The sequence below is a fragment of the Nocardia sp. NBC_01499 genome, from assembly GCF_045040275.1.
Classification (GTDB): Bacteria; Actinomycetota; Actinomycetes; order Mycobacteriales; family Mycobacteriaceae; genus Nocardia.
Map to the genome: position 1 here is coordinate 4,490,746 of NZ_CP109426.1, position 18,244 is coordinate 4,508,989.

23 protein-coding genes are annotated in these 18,244 nt (G+C 64.5%); 7 read left to right on the plus strand and 16 right to left on the minus strand.

Going from position 1 to position 18,244, the window contains the following annotated elements; genetic code table 11:
• Positions 1–8: 8 nt before the first annotated feature.
• Together OG203_RS20610 and OG203_RS20615 are read right to left on the minus strand one after the other, a co-directional pair.
• Positions 9–335, minus strand: a complete 327-nt coding sequence (locus OG203_RS20610; protein ID WP_405167261.1) for a WXG100 family type VII secretion target — start codon at positions 333–335, stop codon at positions 9–11.
• Positions 335–2,755, minus strand: coding sequence for a hypothetical protein (locus tag OG203_RS20615; protein ID WP_405167262.1), 2,421 nt, complete (start codon positions 2,753–2,755; stop codon positions 335–337). Before OG203_RS20615 ends, OG203_RS20610 begins: the two co-directional genes overlap by 1 nt.
• A 176-nt stretch (positions 2,756–2,931) precedes the next feature.
• On the opposite strand from OG203_RS20615, the gene dtd reads away from it, so the two are divergent.
• Both dtd and OG203_RS20625 read left to right on the plus strand, forming a co-directional pair.
• Entirely contained in the window at positions 2,932–3,375 is a 444-nt protein-coding gene (dtd, locus tag OG203_RS20620) for a D-aminoacyl-tRNA deacylase (protein ID WP_405167263.1), read from the plus strand.
• Between the two features lie 155 nt (positions 3,376–3,530).
• On the plus strand, positions 3,531–5,054 hold the full coding sequence (locus OG203_RS20625; protein ID WP_405167264.1) for a hypothetical protein: 1,524 nt from the start codon (positions 3,531–3,533) through the stop codon (positions 5,052–5,054).
• Between the two features lie 4 nt (positions 5,055–5,058).
• Here OG203_RS20625 and OG203_RS20630 read toward each other — a convergent pair whose 3' ends face one another.
• Positions 5,059–5,340, minus strand: coding sequence for a PLDc N-terminal domain-containing protein (locus OG203_RS20630; protein ID WP_405167265.1), 282 nt, complete (start codon positions 5,338–5,340; stop codon positions 5,059–5,061).
• Between the two features lie 420 nt (positions 5,341–5,760).
• Here OG203_RS20630 and OG203_RS20635 point away from each other — a divergent pair, with 420 nt between their 5' ends.
• Genes OG203_RS20635 through OG203_RS20645 form a run of 3 tightly spaced genes read left to right on the plus strand, consistent with a single transcriptional unit; the run spans position 5,761 to position 7,510 of the window.
• Positions 5,761–6,219, plus strand: a complete 459-nt coding sequence (locus tag OG203_RS20635) for a DNA-directed RNA polymerase subunit beta (RefSeq protein WP_405167266.1) — start codon at positions 5,761–5,763, stop codon at positions 6,217–6,219.
• A complete protein-coding gene (locus OG203_RS20640; RefSeq protein ID WP_405167267.1) occupies positions 6,216–6,644 on the plus strand; it encodes a DUF4254 domain-containing protein in 429 nt (142 codons plus the stop codon). Before OG203_RS20635 ends, OG203_RS20640 begins: the two co-directional genes overlap by 4 nt.
• Positions 6,645–6,685: 41 nt before the next feature.
• Positions 6,686–7,510 carry a class I SAM-dependent methyltransferase gene (locus OG203_RS20645; protein WP_405167268.1) on the plus strand — a complete coding sequence of 275 codons (825 nt, stop codon included), beginning with the start codon at positions 6,686–6,688 and terminating at the stop codon, positions 7,508–7,510.
• Between the two features lie 553 nt (positions 7,511–8,063).
• Here OG203_RS20645 and map read toward each other — a convergent pair.
• From map to rpsH, 9 genes are all read right to left on the minus strand, one after another.
• On the minus strand, positions 8,064–8,864 hold the full coding sequence (gene map, locus OG203_RS20650; RefSeq protein WP_405167269.1) for a type I methionyl aminopeptidase: 801 nt from the start codon (positions 8,862–8,864) through the stop codon (positions 8,064–8,066).
• A 22-nt stretch (positions 8,865–8,886) separates the two neighbouring features.
• Positions 8,887–9,444 (minus strand): adenylate kinase, encoded by a 558-nt coding sequence (locus tag OG203_RS20655; protein ID WP_405167270.1) that lies wholly within the window; start codon positions 9,442–9,444, stop codon positions 8,887–8,889.
• Positions 9,441–10,763 (minus strand): preprotein translocase subunit SecY, encoded by a 1,323-nt coding sequence (gene secY / locus OG203_RS20660; protein ID WP_405167271.1) that lies wholly within the window; start codon positions 10,761–10,763, stop codon positions 9,441–9,443. Before secY ends, OG203_RS20655 begins: the two co-directional genes overlap by 4 nt.
• 181 nt (positions 10,764–10,944) lie before the next feature.
• Complete coding sequence (gene rplO / locus OG203_RS20665) at positions 10,945–11,388, minus strand: 50S ribosomal protein L15 (RefSeq protein WP_379286737.1); 444 nt, start codon at positions 11,386–11,388, stop codon at positions 10,945–10,947.
• 1 nt (position 11,389) lies between these two features.
• Positions 11,390–11,569: a 50S ribosomal protein L30 gene (gene rpmD, locus OG203_RS20670; RefSeq protein ID WP_150404110.1), complete on the minus strand. Its 180-nt coding sequence runs from the start codon at positions 11,567–11,569 to the stop codon at positions 11,390–11,392.
• Complete coding sequence (rpsE, locus tag OG203_RS20675; RefSeq protein ID WP_107654159.1) at positions 11,569–12,228, minus strand: 30S ribosomal protein S5; 660 nt, start codon at positions 12,226–12,228, stop codon at positions 11,569–11,571. Before rpsE ends, rpmD begins: the two co-directional genes overlap by 1 nt.
• A 28-nt stretch (positions 12,229–12,256) precedes the next feature.
• Complete coding sequence (rplR, locus tag OG203_RS20680) at positions 12,257–12,664, minus strand: 50S ribosomal protein L18 (RefSeq protein WP_405167272.1); 408 nt, start codon at positions 12,662–12,664, stop codon at positions 12,257–12,259.
• 2 nt (positions 12,665–12,666) lie between these two features.
• On the minus strand, positions 12,667–13,206 hold the full coding sequence (gene rplF, locus OG203_RS20685) for a 50S ribosomal protein L6 (RefSeq protein ID WP_405167273.1): 540 nt from the start codon (positions 13,204–13,206) through the stop codon (positions 12,667–12,669).
• A gap of 14 nt (positions 13,207–13,220) precedes the next feature.
• Positions 13,221–13,619, minus strand: coding sequence for a 30S ribosomal protein S8 (gene rpsH / locus OG203_RS20690; protein WP_069161946.1), 399 nt, complete (start codon positions 13,617–13,619; stop codon positions 13,221–13,223).
• A gap of 389 nt (positions 13,620–14,008) precedes the next feature.
• On the opposite strand from rpsH, the gene OG203_RS20695 reads away from it, so the two are divergent.
• Positions 14,009–14,590, plus strand: coding sequence for a Uma2 family endonuclease (locus OG203_RS20695; protein ID WP_405167274.1), 582 nt, complete (start codon positions 14,009–14,011; stop codon positions 14,588–14,590).
• A gap of 442 nt (positions 14,591–15,032) precedes the next feature.
• Here the strand turns inward: OG203_RS20695 and OG203_RS20700 are convergent, their stop codons facing one another.
• From OG203_RS20700 to OG203_RS20715, 4 genes are read right to left on the minus strand one after another with little or no spacing between them, the layout of a single operon-like run.
• A complete protein-coding gene (locus OG203_RS20700) occupies positions 15,033–15,389 on the minus strand; it encodes a hypothetical protein (RefSeq protein ID WP_405167275.1) in 357 nt (118 codons plus the stop codon).
• 12 nt (positions 15,390–15,401) lie between these two features.
• A complete protein-coding gene (locus tag OG203_RS20705; RefSeq protein ID WP_405167276.1) occupies positions 15,402–16,769 on the minus strand; it encodes a hypothetical protein in 1,368 nt (455 codons plus the stop codon).
• Complete coding sequence (locus tag OG203_RS20710) at positions 16,766–17,065, minus strand: WXG100 family type VII secretion target (RefSeq protein ID WP_405167277.1); 300 nt, start codon at positions 17,063–17,065, stop codon at positions 16,766–16,768. The genes OG203_RS20705 and OG203_RS20710 overlap by 4 nt, the downstream gene beginning before the upstream one ends.
• A 15-nt stretch (positions 17,066–17,080) precedes the next feature.
• Positions 17,081–17,392, minus strand: coding sequence for a WXG100 family type VII secretion target (locus OG203_RS20715; RefSeq protein ID WP_405167278.1), 312 nt, complete (start codon positions 17,390–17,392; stop codon positions 17,081–17,083).
• 136 nt (positions 17,393–17,528) lie between these two features.
• Between OG203_RS20715 and OG203_RS20720 the strand changes: the two genes are divergently transcribed.
• Complete coding sequence (locus OG203_RS20720) at positions 17,529–18,182, plus strand: Uma2 family endonuclease (RefSeq protein ID WP_405167279.1); 654 nt, start codon at positions 17,529–17,531, stop codon at positions 18,180–18,182.
• Positions 18,183–18,244: the final 62 nt, after the last annotated feature.

The following is an 18,244-nucleotide window of genomic DNA, read 5'->3' on the forward strand; positions in this document are numbered from 1 at the left end:
AGTTGCCGCTATGCCTTGCCCTGCGGCCCGAAGCCATGGACATTGTCGACTTCCTGATTGTCGATCAGGGCGGCGGCGTCGCGTTGACCATCGGCGACCGTACCGAACGTCGTCGCCATTCCCTTGATGCCCCCGACCAGGTTGTCGTGCGCGGCGAGATAGCCCTTGTCGCCATCGGCGAATTTCTTGCCGGTGCTGTCCGTGCCCCACGCGGCGCCGGTCGCGGTCAGCTTTCCCAGCAAAGTGGTGAGTACGTTGTCGATTCGGTCATGGATCGCCGCCGAGTGTTTCGCGGCGCCACGTAACTGGTCGGTATCGACCTCGACCTGGGGCATTATTTCTCCTTATCGCTCATCGTGAACGGCACATCGACCTGCGGTGCCGCTTTCTTTTTCGAGCCGTCCGGTAGCCAGTAGTCCACCGTGGGCGCTTTGGGCACCTTGAACGGTGCGGGCATCGGGCCCCAGTCGATGACCTGCTTCGGTCGCGTCTTCGCCTTCAGGTCCTTACCAGGGCTGAGGTAGGAGTCCAGATCCTGACCAGGTGCCGGTCTGTGGACGGGTTCCCGCTCGCCGCTGCCCGACGCCGTCGATGACGGCCGCGAACCTGTTGTGCCGGTGACGTTCTGCTCCGGGACGATCGCACTTCCCCGCTGACTGCCGCCGATCGGCAGTGATGTCGATGACCCATGGGTGCTCGACGTGGGCGGTGCCCATCCACCGTCCACGGACGACTGCCATGACGTCGGCGGCTCGAGGCCCGCGCCGGTGCGCGTCGGTATCGGATGGCTCCCGTCCCCGCCGGGTCTTTCCGTCGCGGTCACGAACGAACCGGTGCGCTGCGATGAGCCCGACGACCCGCCGGTGGTTTCGCGTCCCGAGGATCCGCTCGTTGTCTCGCGCACCGGGGGGCCACCCGTCGTCTCACGAACCGACGACCCACCCGTCGTCTCACGTCCCGATGATCCACTCGTCGTTTCGCGGACCGGGGGGCCGCCGGTTGTCTCGCGCCCCGACGAGCCGCTCGACATCTCACGAACCGGCGGACCACCCGTCGTCTCACGAACCGACGGACCACCCGTTGACTCACGAACCGGTGGACCACTCGTCGTCTCACGAACCGGTGGACCGCCGGTTGACTCGCGAACTGGTGGACCGCCGGTTGATTCACGAACTGGCGGACCGCCGGTTGATTCACGAACCGGCGGACCACCCGTCGTCTCACGCCCCGACGACCCACTCGACATCTCACGAACCGGCGGACCACCAGTCGTCTCACGAACCGGCGGACCACCCGTCGTCTCACGTACCGACGAACCACCCGTTGACTCGCGAACCGACGAACCACCCGCCGATTCACGAACCGACGACCCACCAAACGATTCACGAGCCGTCACAAAGGAATTCTCACGAGCCGTCACAAACGAATCCGACCGCTGCGAACCACCCGATGATCCACCGGGAGACCGCACCGGGGGACCGGCGCTGTGCGTCGACGACGGCCGCACGGACGAGCCGGACTGTCCATCACCTCCGGACGAATGCACACTCTGCGCCGACGGCCCGCGCCCAGAACCTGTCCCCTGTTGCGACCCAGCACTATTCGACGCCGACCTGTTCGATACCGAATGTGACTGTGCCGCCGACCCATTCGGCACAACCGCCGAACCATCACCGTTTCGCGTCGATCCGTTCCCTCCCCTGGCAACGGCCGCGGGCGGGGTCGGCTTGCTCGCCCAGACGAACCGTCGCACATCGGTCGGCGAAACATTCTTCATGGTGAATCCACCTCGCGCACCACCGACCAGCCCGCCTCGCGCCGCGGCACCGACCCACCCGGCGGGCGACCCGAACGACGACCACGACCCGGTCGCCGCCCCAACCGCGACATTCCCCGCCACCGAACCGACCAGCCCGGCCCCCGCGCCGATGAACGCACCGCGCGCCGTGGCGCCCCACGCGCCGATATTCCGCCCGCCGATCACCTTGTCCAGTCCAAAACCCATGTAGCGCGCGAACTCCCGAGAGGGAAAGGTACCGGCGGCCGAGGCGAAGATGGAGACGCCGAACTGGGTAGCGTCGAATTTCCGGCGATGCCCGGCGGCCATCTGACCGAGCTGCACGCTCGCGTCCAATCCCCCCGAGGTGAGCCCGGTCTCGAGCAGTTTCACCGAGTACACGCCCCACCCCTTGGCGGTCGGCGCGACCAGGCGCCCCGACGCCAGCGTCTTCAAGAAGAACCGCTTCTCGGTGGCCGCACCGAGTTTCGCGGCCAACTTGCCGATCTGCGCGGCAAGCCGGTCCTCGAGCACCTTCAGAATCGACCGGGTTGTCGTGATGGCCGCCGCCTCCGCCGCGGGTGCGGTCGGCGGAAAAAGCCAGGCCCAGATGATTTCCAGCCCCAACCAGACGAGCGAAACGATGATGTTGATCTTCGTCGCTTCGAGTTCGGTGCCAGCGTCGAAACTGGAGTCGGAGACCGTCTCGAGCAGCTGTGCGAGCGATTCCAGGGATTGGTCGCCGCTGTGCAGCTTGTCGAACGTCGCTCCCATCTCGACAGCACCGTCGCCCGACCGATACGCCGACATCGTCGCGCTCTTGGCCGCATCGACCTCCGTCAACAAGGCGGTCAGGTCCTCGCTCGCCTTCTTCCACGCGGCCGCGATCTCCCACATGCCGCTCTCGTCGCCGTCGGGCCAGGTCGCACCGGCGACCCAACCAAGCCAGCGCAGCCCTTCGGGCAGATACAGTCCCATGGCAGCCTCACGTCGACAGGCTTCTACGACACCGCACAGCGGTGAACTCGCGGTGTCGCCCAACGGAATTCGGGCGCAATATCCATCACGCGCGCATCATCGAACGATTACCGCGGGTGTCGGCCGCGCCGGGTCGGACCGGCTCATCGCCGTGCGGCACGGCATGATCAACGACTGTGCGCGTGCTGCTGCAACGAGTGAGTTCCGCCAAGGTGACCGTCGACGACGAGGTCGTCGGCCGCATCGACCCGGCCGCGGCCGGAGTTCCGCACGGGCTGCTCGCGCTGGTCGGCGCCACCCACGGTGATACCGAGGCGATCGCGAAATCGCTCGCCGACAAGGTGTTCCGGTTACGGATCCTCGACGGCGAGCGCTCCGCCGCCGACCTGGCCGCCCCGATCCTCGTGGTCAGCCAGTTCACCCTCTACGCCGACACCACCAAGGGCCGCCGCCCGTCCTGGAACGCGGCCGCGCCGGGTCTCGTCGCACAGCCCCTCTTCGAAGCGTTCGTCCGCGCACTTGTCGAACTCGGCGCCACCGTCGCGACCGGCCGGTTCGGTGCCGACATGCGCGTCGAACTCGTCAACGACGGCCCCGTCACGCTGTTGCTGGAAGCTTGATCGCGCGCTGCGGACGCGATGGTGATCACACCGGTCCTGCCGGGCGGGTCCGAGCACACCCGCAGCGAAGGATCCTGGTGCGCCGAGCCCGTAACCGTGACAGACTCGTGCGCAGAAGGTGCGGGTGGCTAGACGCCGCCGGTTAGCGGAGGATCATGCTGGAAACGAGGGACGCGATGGATCTGGACGCGCTGGAGCGTCGGGTCGCCGCGGATCGGTATGCGGCGCTTGATCGTTCGATCGAGGCGGATCTGCGACTGGCCACCTCGCTCGCCGATCTGGCGAAAGGCTTTATCGCCACCAAGACCGACGGGTCGGTACGGGACCGGACCAGGGACGCGCTGGCACCCGCCGAGGAGGCGGTCGGTATCCGGCTCCGCCTGCTCGCCACCGGACAGGTGTTGAACGCACGTCTGGCTGGCGAACTGAACGAAGCCCTGCGGTCGGTCGAGCTCGCGGCCAGGCACAGCGGTCGCCGCGAACTCGCCACCACCACCATCCGGCGCGCGTGCGACGCCTATCGGCAAGTGGCGCGGATACACCCGGAGGTCGCTGGGCTCTGTGCCGACGGCCTGTCGAAGTGTGGCGTGTGGCTCGGCCGCCTCGATCAGGATGCCGCCGTCGCGGCGACCGAGGAGGCGGCACGGATCCGCAGCGCGCTGGCCGCGGCGGCGCCGGAGCTGTCCGGCAAATACCTGGCCAGCCTGAGCACGTTGCTGCGGACGCTGATGGTCGGCCGGTCCCGCAAGCAGGCCCTGTCGATGTACCGCGAGCGGTACTCCGCGTTCACCTCGACGAGCATGTCGATCCGGTTGCGCGCGTGCGGGGTTCAAGATCTCGACCTGACGCCGAAGTCGTACAAGGCGCTCGCCGAACTCGGTTGCCGCACGCTCGAGCAGGCCGGACGGCTGACTCAGCAGCAGATCCTGTTCAAGTCCTCCGGCGATCTGTCGACCGTCGAGGAGATCAACTGGAAGCTCGCCCTCGTCGGCCTGCGGCCGCTGCTGCCCGGCGCGGAACCCGATCCGCCGTCGATGCCGGTGCAGATCGGCACCAGCTTCGGCGCGCTGAGCGTGTACTGCCCGGTGCCGGACGCGATCGCGCAGATCCGCGCGGCGATCATCGGTGCGTACGCGACCGACGACGCCTATCCGCTGGATCGGGAGAGCTATCTCGGTGAGCGCGAGGAGCATTGGAAGATCACCGACGCCGAGGTGAATACGGCGGAGAAGCTCAGCGACGACGTGGTGCTGATCGATCAGCCCTACGGCGGCTGGGTGACGGTGATGAGCCTGCACTGGGAGCTGACGCCGGTCGGCAAGCACCCGCTGGCGCGACGGCTGTCTCAGGACTGGCCGGTGGCCGCGATCACGGTGACCGAGCATGTCGCCTACGAGCTGTGCTGGTACGAGCACGGCGCGGCGACCCAGTACGCCGCGCTCGGCAGACCGGCCGGCCAGGCGCCGTTGGACAAACCGCTCGCGCCCCTTGACTTCAAGATGCTGGCTGATCTGAACGCCGACCGCGCGAACGAAACGAAACTGCGCGCGGCGTTCGGCAATACCCAGATGTTCGCCAACCTCACCTATCTTCCGTCGAGCGGCCTGCGGCAGATCAGCGCGACCACCCCGCTCGCCGAGCACGGTGATCGCGTGCTGTTCTTCCGCACGACGCCGTGAGGCGTCACCCGATGGCGGTCGGCCGTACCGGCTGAATGGTCGAGTTGCGGCCCCAGATGAACCACACCACCGGGCCGAGGAACGGGAACGCGAGCATGAGCAGCACCCATATCGCCTTACCGGCCGCCGCGTAGTTGCTGGATCGTAGCGCGCTCACCACACCTGCGATGAACAATGCGATGGCACCGATGGCGACGGCGACGGCGAGAACGCCGAAGGCGATCGAGCCTGCTGTTTCAGCGGCGCTGGCCAGGGCGGGGGCGGAAGCGAGAGCAATTGTTGTCATGCCAATCAGCGTAGGTATGGACCGGCTGCGGCACATCGGTGACTAACCCTGAATTTGCTGTCGCGGATACGACCACCGGAGTACGCCGCGGGGATGACCTCGCATACGACCTCGGGGCGGACCAGACCTCCGGGTCGCGCCCAACACTTCAGCATTAAAGTACCCCGCGGTCGCGGGCGGGCCGTCGGCGGCGAATGCCGGAATCGAGGAATGACGTGCGGTTCGCAGGTCAACCGGGCGGACGGCATGAATCCCGCAGGCAAACTTCTCGAGAACTAATTGAACGGAACGTTTATGCCCATCCATGGAGTGCTCTACTGAGACCACGCCCGAACGGGTGTCATAGGTCACCCTCAGTGGCCATGACGCACTAGTTCGGGCGGCTTCACCAGACACACGATGCTAGTCGAGGCTCTTCTCATGGATCAACTGGCGTTGGCGGAGACCCCAGCCGCCCGATGCGCCTATTACCGCCACACCTGTGACCTACCCGCCGGATTCCTTCCGGAGATCGGCCGGATCATCGTCCGGGCCGGATTCGTCGGCGCGATCACCATGCCCGCCGCGCTTGGTCAGCAGGTCCACGACGATTTGATACATCATCGAAATCCCTTGGGCCCCGTCATTTCTCATGTGCGCTCGAAACGGTGGACCTTCTTGATCCGGCCCGACCTGCCCGACGACGTACGCCTGTTCGCCGAACTGTTCCGGCTCAACGTGTCGATCGTGCCGATCGGCGGCGAGATCGCACTGCCATCCCCCGCCGACGCGCACGCCGGATACCGCGAGTGGATTGTGGCTCCGGAGAACAGATTTCGGCCGTCCGGCGCTGCCATCGTGGACACCCTGCGGGCCTGCCGCAACATGGGGCTGCGATGACGACCGGGCAGCTTCCCGCCAAACATCAAGTGCTGCAAGCCTGCCGGGGTGAGCACCCGGAGAACAACCCACTGCTTCGGTGCGCACACGAGTTGACCACGCTGCACGAGCGGCGGCTCGGCGCCGGGCGCGAGGCCATCTACGAAATCGACGCGCTCCGAGCGAGTTTGGTGCGTGATATCGACCGCTGGATCACCGTGCAACTGCCGCCCGCGCACGGCGCCGCGCATGTGCACACCGAGACGGTCGGCGCCGTGATCGACCGGCTCGCCCAGTTCACCGCCAACGCCTACGCGGCGCTGGCGAGTGCCTCCGAGTGGGACCTGTGGGACGCGTGGCAGCGCCTCGCGGAACTGGCCGTCGGCTACGACGACCTGGCCGCCGAAGTGTGCGCTGGGGTGCGGCGTTTGCCAGGCGCGTCGTAATTCCTTCCCCATGCGCCCCACCCGGACCTAGGGTGGGGCGCATGGGGAATACGACTGATCGAGATGCGAGCCAGCGTGACCTGCATGCCCGGCGGGCAACCTCCTTCGGCGCCAACGCGATGGACTATGCCGAACACCGGCCGGACTATCCCCTCGCGGCCATCAAGTGGGCATTGGAGTTTGTTCCGGCCGTGCCCGCGCCGGTCGTGCTCGACCTCGGCGCGGGTACCGGCAAACTCACCGAGGGGCTGCTCGCCGCCGGTGCCACGGTGATCGCGGTCGAACCCGACGACGGTATGCGCGTCGAGTTGATGCGACGGCTGCCAGGGGTACGCGTGTATGAGGGGACGGCGGAGGCGATTCCGCTCGCGGACGGATCGGTGGACGCGATCGTGGCCGGCCAGGCGTTCCACTGGTTCGATCAGCAGCGCGCTTTTCCTGAGTTCGCGCGGGTATTGCAGAAAGACGGAGTTTTCGCGGCGCTGTGGAACACCGACGATCCGGACGTCGACTGGGTCGCCGAATTGGGCCGCATCGCGCGCTCCGAGGCCTCGGCTCCGGCGCCGGAACCGGCCGCCGCCAAGCTGCCCGAGCATCCGCTGTTCGAGCCTTTCGAAACCGCCCGATTCCCGCACAGCCATCGACGGACCGCGGCGTCGCTGACCGCGACCATCGGAACGCACTCACACACCCTGGTGATTTCGCCGGAGCAGCGAACCGAGGTGTTGCGCCGCATCACCGACTATCTGCACAGCAGGCCGGAGACGGCCGAGGGCGAATTCGACCTTCCCCTGGTGACTTTGGTGCTCCGCACCGCACTGCGCTCCGGCCGAGGCGGTTCATCGAACCCCGCGCCCGCCCGCTGACTACCTGCCGCAAGGGAATTCGCACACCACACACAATTTCCGACCCATCCGCCTGCCGGCCCATGCTGGTGCAACCCCGAACCGCGTGGTGCGCCAACCGGATTCGAGTAGTGGTCTACTCGCGTCGTCCCCACCCGCTCGAACATACGCTAACGGCATAGTTCAGCACCGAAGAGATCAGGCACCAACGTCGACCTGATTTCGACACCCGGGCAACGCCGCCCGGCCCAAAGTCACGGTCGCGCGCCGCAGGCGCAAGGAACGACGACACCGATCCAGCGATACCGCTGGGTATCGTCCACGACTCGGGGGCAGGCGCGACTGTGCCGCACCCCGAGCACGCGGCGAGATCGTCCAGCACGGGGCAACCCGCCGCTGGCGTCGGTGCGTATCGACTCCTCGCCACGCAGCGTCCCGACCCCCAGTGTCACGAACAACGTTGCGCCGCCGATCTTCCGCACAGGAGGGGGTCGGCAGAGATCGGCGGCGCCCACTGTCGGCAACGGGTGCGTGCGCATCCGCTCGGACGACGCGCATCGTCCGACAAACTGGCTTATTCCGGGCGCAGGGTGAGGATGCGGGGGCCGTTTTCGGTGACGGCGACCGTGTGTTCCCAGTGGGCGGCGCGGGTGCCGTCGATGGTGACGACGGTCCAGTCGTCGTCGAGGACCTGGGTTTGGGTGGTGCCGAGGGTCAGCATGGGTTCGATCGCGAGGACCGATCCCACGACGAGTTTCGGGCCCTTGCCCGGGTCGCCCTCGTTGGCCAGGAACGGATCGAGGTGCATTTCGCGGCCGATGGCGTGCCCGCCGTAGCCGTCGACAATGCCGTAGGCGCGGCCGTGCAGCTGCTCTGCGGCGCGGGTGCCGAGCTCGATGGCATGCGAGACGTCGGAGAGCCGATTACCGGGCAGCATCGCCTCGATACCGGCCTCCATGGAGAGCTTGGTCGCCTCGCTGAGCAACCGGTCGGCGTCGATGATGTTGCCGACGCCGAACGTCCACGCCGAATCACCGTGCCAGCCTTCGAGAATGGCGCCGCAGTCGATGGAAACCAGATCGCCCTCGGTCAGGATCTCACCCGCGGTCGGAATCCCGTGCACCACACGGTCGTTCACCGACGCGCAGATCGAGCCGGGGAACCCGTGGTAGCCCTTGAAGGACGGCACCGCACCCGCGTCGCGGATGAGCTGCTCGGCGACCTCGTCGAGCTCGAGGGTGGACACTCCCGGCTTGGCGGCCGCGCGCACGGCGACCAGGGCGCGACCGACGATCGCGCCCGCCGCCGCCATGGCGTCGAGTTCACCGGTGGTGCGAAAAGGCACCACCTTCTTGCCTTTACGGCCGAAGACCATCAGCGTCCCGTCGTGAACAGCATCAGCGGCCCAGGGCGTGCAGCACGCGGGCATGCACCTCGTCGATGCTGCCGACCGCGTCCACCTGGACGACAAGGCCGTCGTAGTGCTCGAGCAGCGGCGCGGTCTCGTCCCGGTAGACCACCATCCGGTTGTGGATGACCTCGGCGTTGTCGTCGCTGCGCCCGCTGGTGCGACCGCGTTCGACCAACCGCTCGATCACGATCTCTTCCGGCACATCGAAGCTCAGCACCGCGTCGAGCTTCTTGTCCATTTCGGCGAGAATCTTCTCCAGCGCGTCGGCCTGGTCGACCGTGCGCGGATAGCCGTCCAGCACAAAGCCGTTCGCGGCGTCGGTCTCGTTGACCCTGGCCTCGACCATGCGGTTGGTGACGTCGCTCGGCACCAGATCGCCCGCGTCCATGTACTTCTGTGCTTCGCGGCCGAGCAGCGTCTGCTGGCCGATATTCGCGCGGAACAGATCCCCGGTGGAGATGTGCGGAACGCCCAGTGTTTCCGAAAGCAGGACGGCCTGAGTGCCCTTGCCGGCACCCGGCGGACCGAGCAGTACAACTCTCACTTGAGGAACCCTTCGTAATTTCGATTCATCAGCTGACTTTCGATCTGCTTCACCGTGTCCAGGCCGACGCTCACCATGATCAGCACCGCGGTGCCACCGAACGGGAGGTTCTGGCCGTTACCGGAAGCGCCGATATCGAGGAAAAGATTCGGCAGGACAGCAACGAGACCGAGGTAGATCGAGCCGGGCAGGGTGATGCGGCTCAGCACAAAATTGAGGTAGTCGGCGGTGGGCTTACCGGGGCGGTACCCCGGGATGAAGCCACCGAACTTCTTCATCTCGTCCGCGCGTTCCTCCGGGTTGAAGGTGATCGCGACGTAGAAGTAGGTGAAGAACACGATCAGACCGAAGTAGATCGCGATGTAGACCGGGTTGCCCGGGTTCACCAGGTACTTGGCGATGATGTCCTGCCACCAGCTCGGGTTCGGGTTGTTCTTCGAGGAGGTGAGCTGGGAAACCAGGTTGGGCAGGTAGAGCAGCGAGGACGCGAAGATCACCGGGATGACACCGGCCTGGTTGACCTTCAGCGGCAGATAGGTCGAGGAGCCGCCGTACATCTTCCGGCCGACCACGCGTTTGGCGTACTGCACCGGAATTCGGCGCTGGCCTTGCTCGACGAAGATGACGGCGGTGACGATGACGAGTGCGGCGAAGCACACGAGGCCGAACACCAATCCGCCACGGCTGTCCAGGATCTGCTTGCCCTCGGTGGGGATGCGCGCGGCGATACCGGCGAAGATCAGCAGCGACATACCGTTGCCGACACCGCGTTCGGTGATCTGCTCACCGAACCACATGACAAGGGCCGCACCGGCGGTCATCACCAGCACGATGATGATCATGCCGAAGATGCCGTTGTCGGCGATGATGTTCTTATCGCAGCCCTGCAGCAGTTGCTTGCGGGAGGCGAGCGCGACGAGACCGGTTGCCTGCAGGATCGCCAGCGCGATCGACAGGTACCTGGTGTACTGCGTCATCTTGTTCTGGCCGGACTGGCCTTCCTTGCGCAGTTCCTCGAACCGCGGGATGACGACCGTCAGCAGCTGGATGATGATGCTCGCGGTGATGTACGGCATGATGCCGATCGCGAACACCGACAGCTGCAGCAGCGCGCCACCGGAGAACAGGTTGATCAGCTGGTAGATACCGCCGGACTCACCGCCGGACACCTGCTTGATGCAATCCTGGACGGCCCTGTAATCGACGCCGGGGGACGGCAACGCGGCACCCAGACGGTACAGCGCGATCAACCCCAGCGTGAAGAGAATCTTCCGCCGTAAGTCCGGAGTCCGGAAGGCCGATACGAAGGCGGAAAGCACAGATCCTCCTGGCGAACGACATGGTCAGGACATGGATATTTCAAGCAATACTCCAGATCCGAAGGATCGGCATCTGGGGACGCTGAAAACCATGACGAGGCTTGGCAGACAACAACTTGAACTCTAACAGTGGCACCGGACGAGCTTTCACTCGTCCGGTGCCATTGAGAGCAGAGTACCGTCAGCCCAGCTCGGTGACAGAGCCACCGGCCGCAGTGATCTTTTCCTTGGCCGCGCCGGTCACCTTGTCGACGGTCACCTGGACCGCGACGCCGATCTCGCCGTCGCCGAGAACCTTTACCAGCTGGTTCTTGCGAACCGCACCGGCCGCGACGAGCTCGGCCTTGCCGATCTCGCCACCCTCGGGGAACAGCTTGGCGATGACGCCGACGTTCACGACCTGGTATTCCGTGCGGAACCGGTTCGTGAAGCCCTTGAGCTTGGGCAGCCGCATGTGCAGCGGCATCTGCCCACCCTCGAAGGACGCGGGGACGTTCTTGCGTGCCTTGGTGCCCTTGGTACCACGGCCCGCGGTCTTACCCTTGGAACCCTCACCACGGCCGACCCGAGTCTTCTCGGTCTTGGCACCGGGCGCGGGACGCAGGTGATGCAACTTGATGGTCATGTCAGACCTCCTCAACTGTCACGAGGTGGCGCACGACGTTGATGAGTCCCCGGTTCTGCGAGTTGTCCTCGCGAACCACGGTCTGCCGGATCTTGCGCAGACCGAGCGTGCGCAAGCTGTCACGCTGGTTCTTCTTGGCGCCGATCGTGCTCTTGATCTGGGTTACCTTGAGATCCGCCATTACCTGGCACCTCCCGCAGCCTGAGCACGCGCACGGAGCATGCCCGCGGGGGCAACGTCCTCGAGCGGCAGGCCACGGCGAGCCGCGACCTCTTCCGGACGCTGCAGCATCTTGAGCGCCGCAACCGTCGCGTGCACGACGTTGATGGCGTTGTCGCTACCGAGCGACTTCGCCAGAATGTCATGGATGCCAGCGCATTCCAGCACGGCGCGAGCCGCACCACCGGCGATCACACCGGTACCGGGCGAGGCCGGACGCAGCATGACGACACCGGCCGCCGCCTCACCCTGAACCGGGTGGACGATGGTGGAGCCGATCATCGGGACGCGGAAGAAGCTCTTGCGAGCCTCCTCGACACCCTTCTGGATGGCCGCCGGAACTTCCTTGGCCTTGCCGTAGCCGACGCCGACCAGACCGTTGCCGTCACCGACGATCACGAGGGCGGTGAAGCTGAAGCGACGACCACCCTTCACGACCTTGGAGACGCGGTTGATCGCGACGACGCGCTCGAGCTGGTTCTTCTCGGCCTGCTGGTCGCGACGGTCGTTGCCGCCACGGCGGTCGCGGCCGCCACCACGCTGGTTGTCGCCGCCACCGGCGGCACCATTCTGCTGTCCGGCGGGTCCGTTGCCGCCGTCACGCCGTTGACGTCCCGGCATCAGACGTTCCTTCCGTTGGTCTTGATCATCAGAACTTCAACCCACCTTCGCGAGCAGCGTCGGCGAGCGCCGCGATGCGGCCGTGGTAGTCGTGACCACCACGGTCGAACACGACGGCCTCGACACCGGCGGCCTTGGCACGCTCGGCCAGCAGTGCGCCGACCTTCTTGCTCTTGGCCGACTTGTCGCCGTCCAGCGCGCGCACGTCGGCCTCGATCGAGGACGCGGCGGCAATGGTCTTGCCGATCGAGTCGTCGACCAGCTGCACGTGCAGGTGCCGCGAGGAGCGGTTGACCACCAGGCGCGGACGCTCGGTGGTGCCTTCGACCTTCTTGCGCAGACGGAAGTGGCGGCGGGTCTTCGACAGACGACGCGTCGTCGACACGTCCTTGCCGCGCGGCTTGCGCTTGGCGATCTGGTTTTCGGTTTGCGCCATGATCACTTACCCGTCTTTCCGACCTTGCGGCGAACGACCTCGCCGGCGTAGCGGATGCCCTTGCCCTTGTACGGGTCGGGCTTGCGCAGTCCGTGGATCACAGCGGAGATCTGACCGACCGCCTGCTTGTCGATTCCGGACACGGAGAACTTGGTGGGCGATTCCACCGCGAAGGTGATGCCCGCCGGTGCCTCGATCGGCACCGGGTGGCTGTAGCCGAGAGCGAACTCCAGGTTCGAGCCCTTGGCCTGCACGCGGTAACCGACACCGAAGATTTCCATCTTCTTCTCGTAGCCCTTGGTCACGCCTTCGACCATGTTGGCGACGAGGGTGCGGGTCAGGCCGTGCAGCGAGCGGTTCTGGCGCTCGTCGTTCGGGCGAACGACCTCGAGCTGGCCGTCTTCGCCCTTGGCGATGGTGATCGGCTCGGCGACGGTGTGGGTCAGGGTGCCCTTCGGACCCTTCACCGACACGTTCTGGCCGTCGATGGTGATCTCGACACCGGCCGGGACTGCGATGGGCTTCTTGCCAATACGCGACATTTGTCTACCTCCCCTTACCAGACGTAGGCGAGGACTTCCCCGCCTACACCTTGCTTGGCCGCCTGGCGATCGGTGAGCAGACCGGTCGACGTGGAGATGATCGCCACGCCGAGGCCGCCCAGGACCTTGGGCAGGTTGGTGGACTTCGCGTACACACGCAGACCCGGCTTCGAGACGCGGCGCAGGCCCTGCAGGCTGCGCTCACGGCTCGGGCCGTACTTGAGGTCGACAACGAGGGCCTTGCCCACGGTCGCGTCCTCGGTCCGGTAATCGGCGATGTAGCCCTCGCGCTTGAGGATCTCGGCGATGTTCGCCTTGAGCTTCGAGTGCGGAGCCTTCACCTGATCGTGGTACGCCGAGTTGGCGTTGCGCAGACGAGTCAAGAAGTCCGCGATCGGATCAGTCATGGTCATGGTTAGACCTCGACACCTTTCTCGCTACGGTTCCCATGCAACACCGGCGAGCACAAGGCATGCCGATCGTGGGCCTACAGCAATTGGGCTGGTCCGGTCGACGCTTGCCGACCGGATGAGTTCTCAAAATGAGTTCTCGGTGCCGGGGCGGGCCGCAGGCGTCTGGTCATCACTGCACACAGACCTGCAGACACAAAGGTGCCCAGGCAACCGGTCTAGTGTAGACAACGCCCAGCTGACGGCCAAATCCGGGGCGTTCGATGATTCGGCACAGCGCACGAAGGAGCCCCAGGCGCGTGATTGCTCAGAGGCGACACTGGGGCGTTCGAAAGCTACGATACCGCCACTACGCAGCTCGGATGGCGGACCGACTGGGTACGCTTCCAAGTATGACGATCGAAGCGTCGGCCGGCCTGCCGCACGAGATGACCGAGGAGGAGTACCGCAGCCTCCCCGAGGACATCTCGCGCGAGATCGAGGTTGTGCACGGGCATGTGATCGTCTGCGAATCTCCAGTACCGGAGCACAATCGGGTCGCACGTCGGCTCGCCGGCGCCATGGAGCAGTTGCCGAGTACCGAACCATGCGTGCGTGTCGAGACCGATATCGACGTTGTCCTTTGGCGGGTACCGAAGTTCACCTTCCGCCGACCGGATGTGACGGTTTACCGCTGTCTGCCAGAACGCGGCGCGAAGCCGGAAGCAGGCGATGCGCTGATCGTCATCGAGGTTTCGTCACCATCTACCGCGGCCGAGGATCTGCTCGACAAAAAGGTGCAGTATGCCCGCGCAGGCATTCCGGCGTATCTGGTCGTTTCTCTCGACACCAAGTACGACATCGAAGAGGTCCGCGAGTTCCGGCTCGACGCGCACGCCGCCGAGTACCGACTGCACCGGTTGCATCGCGAAGGGTTCCTCGAGCTCGAGCATGTCGTGCTCGGTGAGATCAGCTTCGCCGACCTGACCCGATAGCCGCGCAGCTCGCCCTCCAGCACACCTCGGGCCCGTCCGACTCTTCGCATATATTTGCACCGATCAAATATATTTGCACCGATCAAATCGGTCGATCTATTCTGTGCAAACTTATGCATAACCGATCCAAATATGTTGACCACGCACAATCGGTCGCAACGCGCAACGCAGTGGTCGTGGTATCAGCTTGATGTCCGCAGCAATGCTTCGCCTAGGGTGACCCACCACCACGGCTCCCCGGAAGGATTGGACTCTCCTCCGATGCGTCGACTCGACCTGCAACCGGCGAAGAAGCTCCGCAATCCCGACCATCCGGGGCGACGGACACAATCTGAGCGACCTCGTCGGCGGTGCAGTCGACGATCTCGTCAACCATTGCGAACCTCGATAAGACGGGTCGCGACACAGAGCTCTCAGGCTCTTCGAGATTTCTCGTTACCGCTCAGATCTCGGCAAGGCGCCTCTTCAGATCGAAAACCAAAAGACCCGCGTAACCACCATCGTTTGCCAGGACCTGCATGAGCGAGCGCGCCGTGGATTCTTCTCGATCCTTGTCAGAGTCCAGATCGCGGACTGTGATCAGGATGGGCAAGCTAGAAAACTCTATGCCATAATCGTCTTCGTACGCATGCGAAGACTCGACTTCGATAACGGACGAGTCCGTCACGGCACGATATAATAGAACAGCATTCGACGATGGTTCGGAGGCGAGTTCGACCCCGACAGCTTCGCTGACATCTTCGATCACTTCATCGAACGGCTTCGCGGTCTTCAGAAATATCTCATGGTAGGCACTCACGGGAAATCCTTCCTATGGCCAATTGATCTCCCAGCCGTTTCCAACAATTCGAACCCCCTTCATCTTGTCCGGACTGGCACCCAAGAATCTATTCAACCCACGCTGAGCTTCTTCCTGCGAAATCCCACTTGCCCGTGCGTCGATAATTGCATGCTCAGCTTGGCCGCCTGCGCTGTTCAGGGCGTTCTTAACGGATACATTCGATGCACCCTCATCCAGCGATTTGAATTCCGTCGGCACTCCATCAACAGTAGAATCAGGAGTCCGATTTACGCCCTCCTTGACGGACTTTACATCTTTTCCTTCGTCTGCCAGCAGATCAGCAATCTTCCTCTCCTCCGGAGAGAATACCTTCTCCGTTTCATCGATTTTGCCGCGACTCTTGGGAAGCTTTCCAAGGTCATCGCCCCTCTTTCCCAACCGGTCGCGTAAGTCTTTGACGACCTGCTTGCCCTTTGCCAGCGCGGTCTTCGCGTCCTCGGCGAGGCCCTTGAGCTGCAGGACCTTCCGCGCACGCCAGGCGGTGACGGCCTCTTTGATCTTCGCGGCCCACTTTCGGGCCGATTCTGCGGCTTTGGCGCCGGCGATCAGGCCGCCGACGCCGGTTAGGCAGGAGGCTATTACGATGACCGCCACGTTGATGGCGGCATCTTCGATGATGGATTCGATGAAACCTTTGATCTCGTTGCGGAGTTCGACGATGGATTCTTTGTAGTCGAGGCAGGTCTTGCTGATCTGGGTGCAGGTGGTGAGGAGTTGTCCGATGGATGTTTCCAGGGTTTTCAGGTCTTCGCGGACCTGGACCGCGTCCTTGGACGTCACTTCGTCGAAAAGGCTTGCTGCGATGGTGATTTTGTCTTTGGCGTTGGTGTTCTGGTAGATCGTGCCGAGGCGGTCCCAGGCGTCGGCGGCTTTGGTCAGGGTGTCGGTGTTGCCGTCGGGGAGTGGGCAATTGATGGCGTCGAGTACTTCGATGGAAGTTTTCGCCAGGCCCTGTGGGGTCCCGCCTGCGGCTGAGGCCGGGAGTGCGTAGGGGCCGAAGGTCACTGTCGATGCGGAGTCGGTCGGTCTGTCCGGTTGTGCCGTACCTTTCAGTGCGGCATCAGATTTGGCGTGTTCGAAACCGATGTCGTTTAGCGCGGTGCCGTATGCGCGGAGGGTCGCGAAGGTCTGGTCGAAGAACGAAACGGCGTCGCGGGCGGACTCATCGTAAGAAGTCGCCCATGCGCGGCCGTCTTCGTCTCGGCCCGCCATCTGCCCGCAGCTGTTGAGCTCGCCGAAGACGTATTTGAAGCTGTCGTTCAGCGCGGCGGCGGCATCGAAGCAGTTGACGGCGGCCTGGTAGTAGACCTTGGGATCTACCTCGAGTTTGGCGGTCATATGCCGAGAATCCGCAGGGTCTGGGTGGCGGCATTGGTGTAGCTCTCGTGAGCGGTCTTCAACGCTGCCTCCAGAGCCGCGAGACCGTCTTGCATATCAGTAACCCCCGCGGCCCACTCCCTGTGCGCCTCGTTATAGGCCACGGCCGCCGCGCCGACCCACACGCCCTCGACTTCCTTGGCCTTCGCCTCGAGCTGCGCCAACCGATCGGCAACCGCGGCCTTGTACGCGCGCATGCGTGCGGCCAGTTCCTCGAGTTTGTCGAGGTCGACCGAGAATGCCGGCGGATCAGTCATGAGCTCGGCCCTCGTTCAAGGCAGGTCCAGGGAGCTGATGCCCGAGGCGAACGACTGGTCGGTCGCGCGGAGCGTTTCAGCAGTCACGCCCAGCTTTTCTGCCAGCTCGAGCAACGCATCCCACACCTGGTCCGCGCCTTCATGGAATTCGTCCCACGCGGCGGTAAATGCACCTGCGTTGTTCCCCACCCAACTGTCGATCGTGACCTTGGTATCGGTAACCAGCGACGAATACCCGGACTTCAACTCTTCCGCGATCTGATAGGCCAGGCGTCCCAACGCTTTCACCTCTTCGGGCTCAACCGATAGCGACGATGGATCTCCCATGGCCGACCAGCTCCTCTCGATGGTGAATCAGCGTTGCTCCGTCCTTACTATGACGCACCAGGCGCGGCCTGGGTTCCACTGGATTCTGCGCAAGACGAGGGTCTCGGCGGCTGCCGGTCGCACCTACGATTGAGCAATGTCGCTGCCGCGCATCGAACCGCCTGACCTCCCTGAGTACCTGGCATGGGAGGAGCTCGAACAACTCCCTCAGGAGATCGCAGGGCAGATCGAACTATGGGGTGGGCGAGTGGTTTGGATACGGCGCGGGCCGGCTGAGCACCAGGAGTTCACCAACCTGATGTGGAGCGGCCTACGACGATGCTCGCGAGCGGATATGGCCGCGAATCCGCTGCACTGCTCGCGAGTCCTTACGAAAACCAACATCTTCTTCGGGACGTCGGGAAAGTCCGATTTCATGACGCCGGACTTCCTGGTGCATCGGTGCCTCCGGGCCCCTTACCAAGATGTGCACGCAGAAGATGTGCTCATGGCAGGTGAAGTGCTCTCGTCGTCGGATACGCAGACCGACATCGATGAGAGGCAGGCGCGGTACGCGAAGGCCGGCATTCCCTGGTACTGGGAGGTGACGCTGGAACGCGAGAAGAGTGCCATCGCGATGATCCGGGCGTTCGCGCTGGAGACCAACCACGGCGAGCTCCCCGAAGGTGTTCACCCGCTCTATCCCGCCAACTACCTGCTAACAGGCAAGTGGACGCCCAAGGATTCCGACGGCATATCCGCCGAGTTCCCGTTCCCGATCCACATCCCTTGGTCTGAACTCGAATTCTGAACTGCCGCAACGCAGCTGAACACAGACTGACGTGCACGCCCACGGAAGTACTGAGTGGCAAT

Coding starts and splice junctions, on each gene's coding strand:
- OG203_RS20610 (WP_405167261.1), bottom strand. CDS start 335: ATGCCCCAGGTCGAGGTCGATACCGACCAGTTACGTGGCGCCGCGAAA.
- OG203_RS20615 (WP_405167262.1), bottom strand. CDS start 2,755: ATGGGACTGTATCTGCCCGAAGGGCTGCGCTGGCTTGGTTGGGTCGCC.
- OG203_RS20625 (WP_405167264.1), top strand. CDS start 3,531: ATGCTGGAAACGAGGGACGCGATGGATCTGGACGCGCTGGAGCGTCGG.
- OG203_RS20630 (WP_405167265.1), bottom strand. CDS start 5,340: ATGACAACAATTGCTCTCGCTTCCGCCCCCGCCCTGGCCAGCGCCGCT.
- OG203_RS20635 (WP_405167266.1), top strand. CDS start 5,761: ATGGATCAACTGGCGTTGGCGGAGACCCCAGCCGCCCGATGCGCCTAT.
- OG203_RS20640 (WP_405167267.1), top strand. CDS start 6,216: ATGACGACCGGGCAGCTTCCCGCCAAACATCAAGTGCTGCAAGCCTGC.
- OG203_RS20645 (WP_405167268.1), top strand. CDS start 6,686: ATGGGGAATACGACTGATCGAGATGCGAGCCAGCGTGACCTGCATGCC.
- map (WP_405167269.1), bottom strand. CDS start 8,864: ATGGTCTTCGGCCGTAAAGGCAAGAAGGTGGTGCCTTTTCGCACCACC.
- rplO (WP_379286737.1), bottom strand. CDS start 11,388: ATGACCATCAAGTTGCATCACCTGCGTCCCGCGCCCGGTGCCAAGACC.
- rpmD (WP_150404110.1), bottom strand. CDS start 11,569: ATGGCGGATCTCAAGGTAACCCAGATCAAGAGCACGATCGGCGCCAAG.
- rpsE (WP_107654159.1), bottom strand. CDS start 12,228: ATGCCGGGACGTCAACGGCGTGACGGCGGCAACGGACCCGCCGGACAG.
- rplR (WP_405167272.1), bottom strand. CDS start 12,664: ATGGCGCAAACCGAAAACCAGATCGCCAAGCGCAAGCCGCGCGGCAAG.
- rplF (WP_405167273.1), bottom strand. CDS start 13,206: ATGTCGCGTATTGGCAAGAAGCCCATCGCAGTCCCGGCCGGTGTCGAG.
- rpsH (WP_069161946.1), bottom strand. CDS start 13,619: ATGACCATGACTGATCCGATCGCGGACTTCTTGACTCGTCTGCGCAAC.
- OG203_RS20695 (WP_405167274.1), top strand. CDS start 14,009: ATGACGATCGAAGCGTCGGCCGGCCTGCCGCACGAGATGACCGAGGAG.
- OG203_RS20705 (WP_405167276.1), bottom strand. CDS start 16,769: ATGACCGCCAAACTCGAGGTAGATCCCAAGGTCTACTACCAGGCCGCC.
- OG203_RS20710 (WP_405167277.1), bottom strand. CDS start 17,065: ATGACTGATCCGCCGGCATTCTCGGTCGACCTCGACAAACTCGAGGAA.
- OG203_RS20715 (WP_405167278.1), bottom strand. CDS start 17,392: ATGGGAGATCCATCGTCGCTATCGGTTGAGCCCGAAGAGGTGAAAGCG.
- OG203_RS20720 (WP_405167279.1), top strand. CDS start 17,529: ATGTCGCTGCCGCGCATCGAACCGCCTGACCTCCCTGAGTACCTGGCA.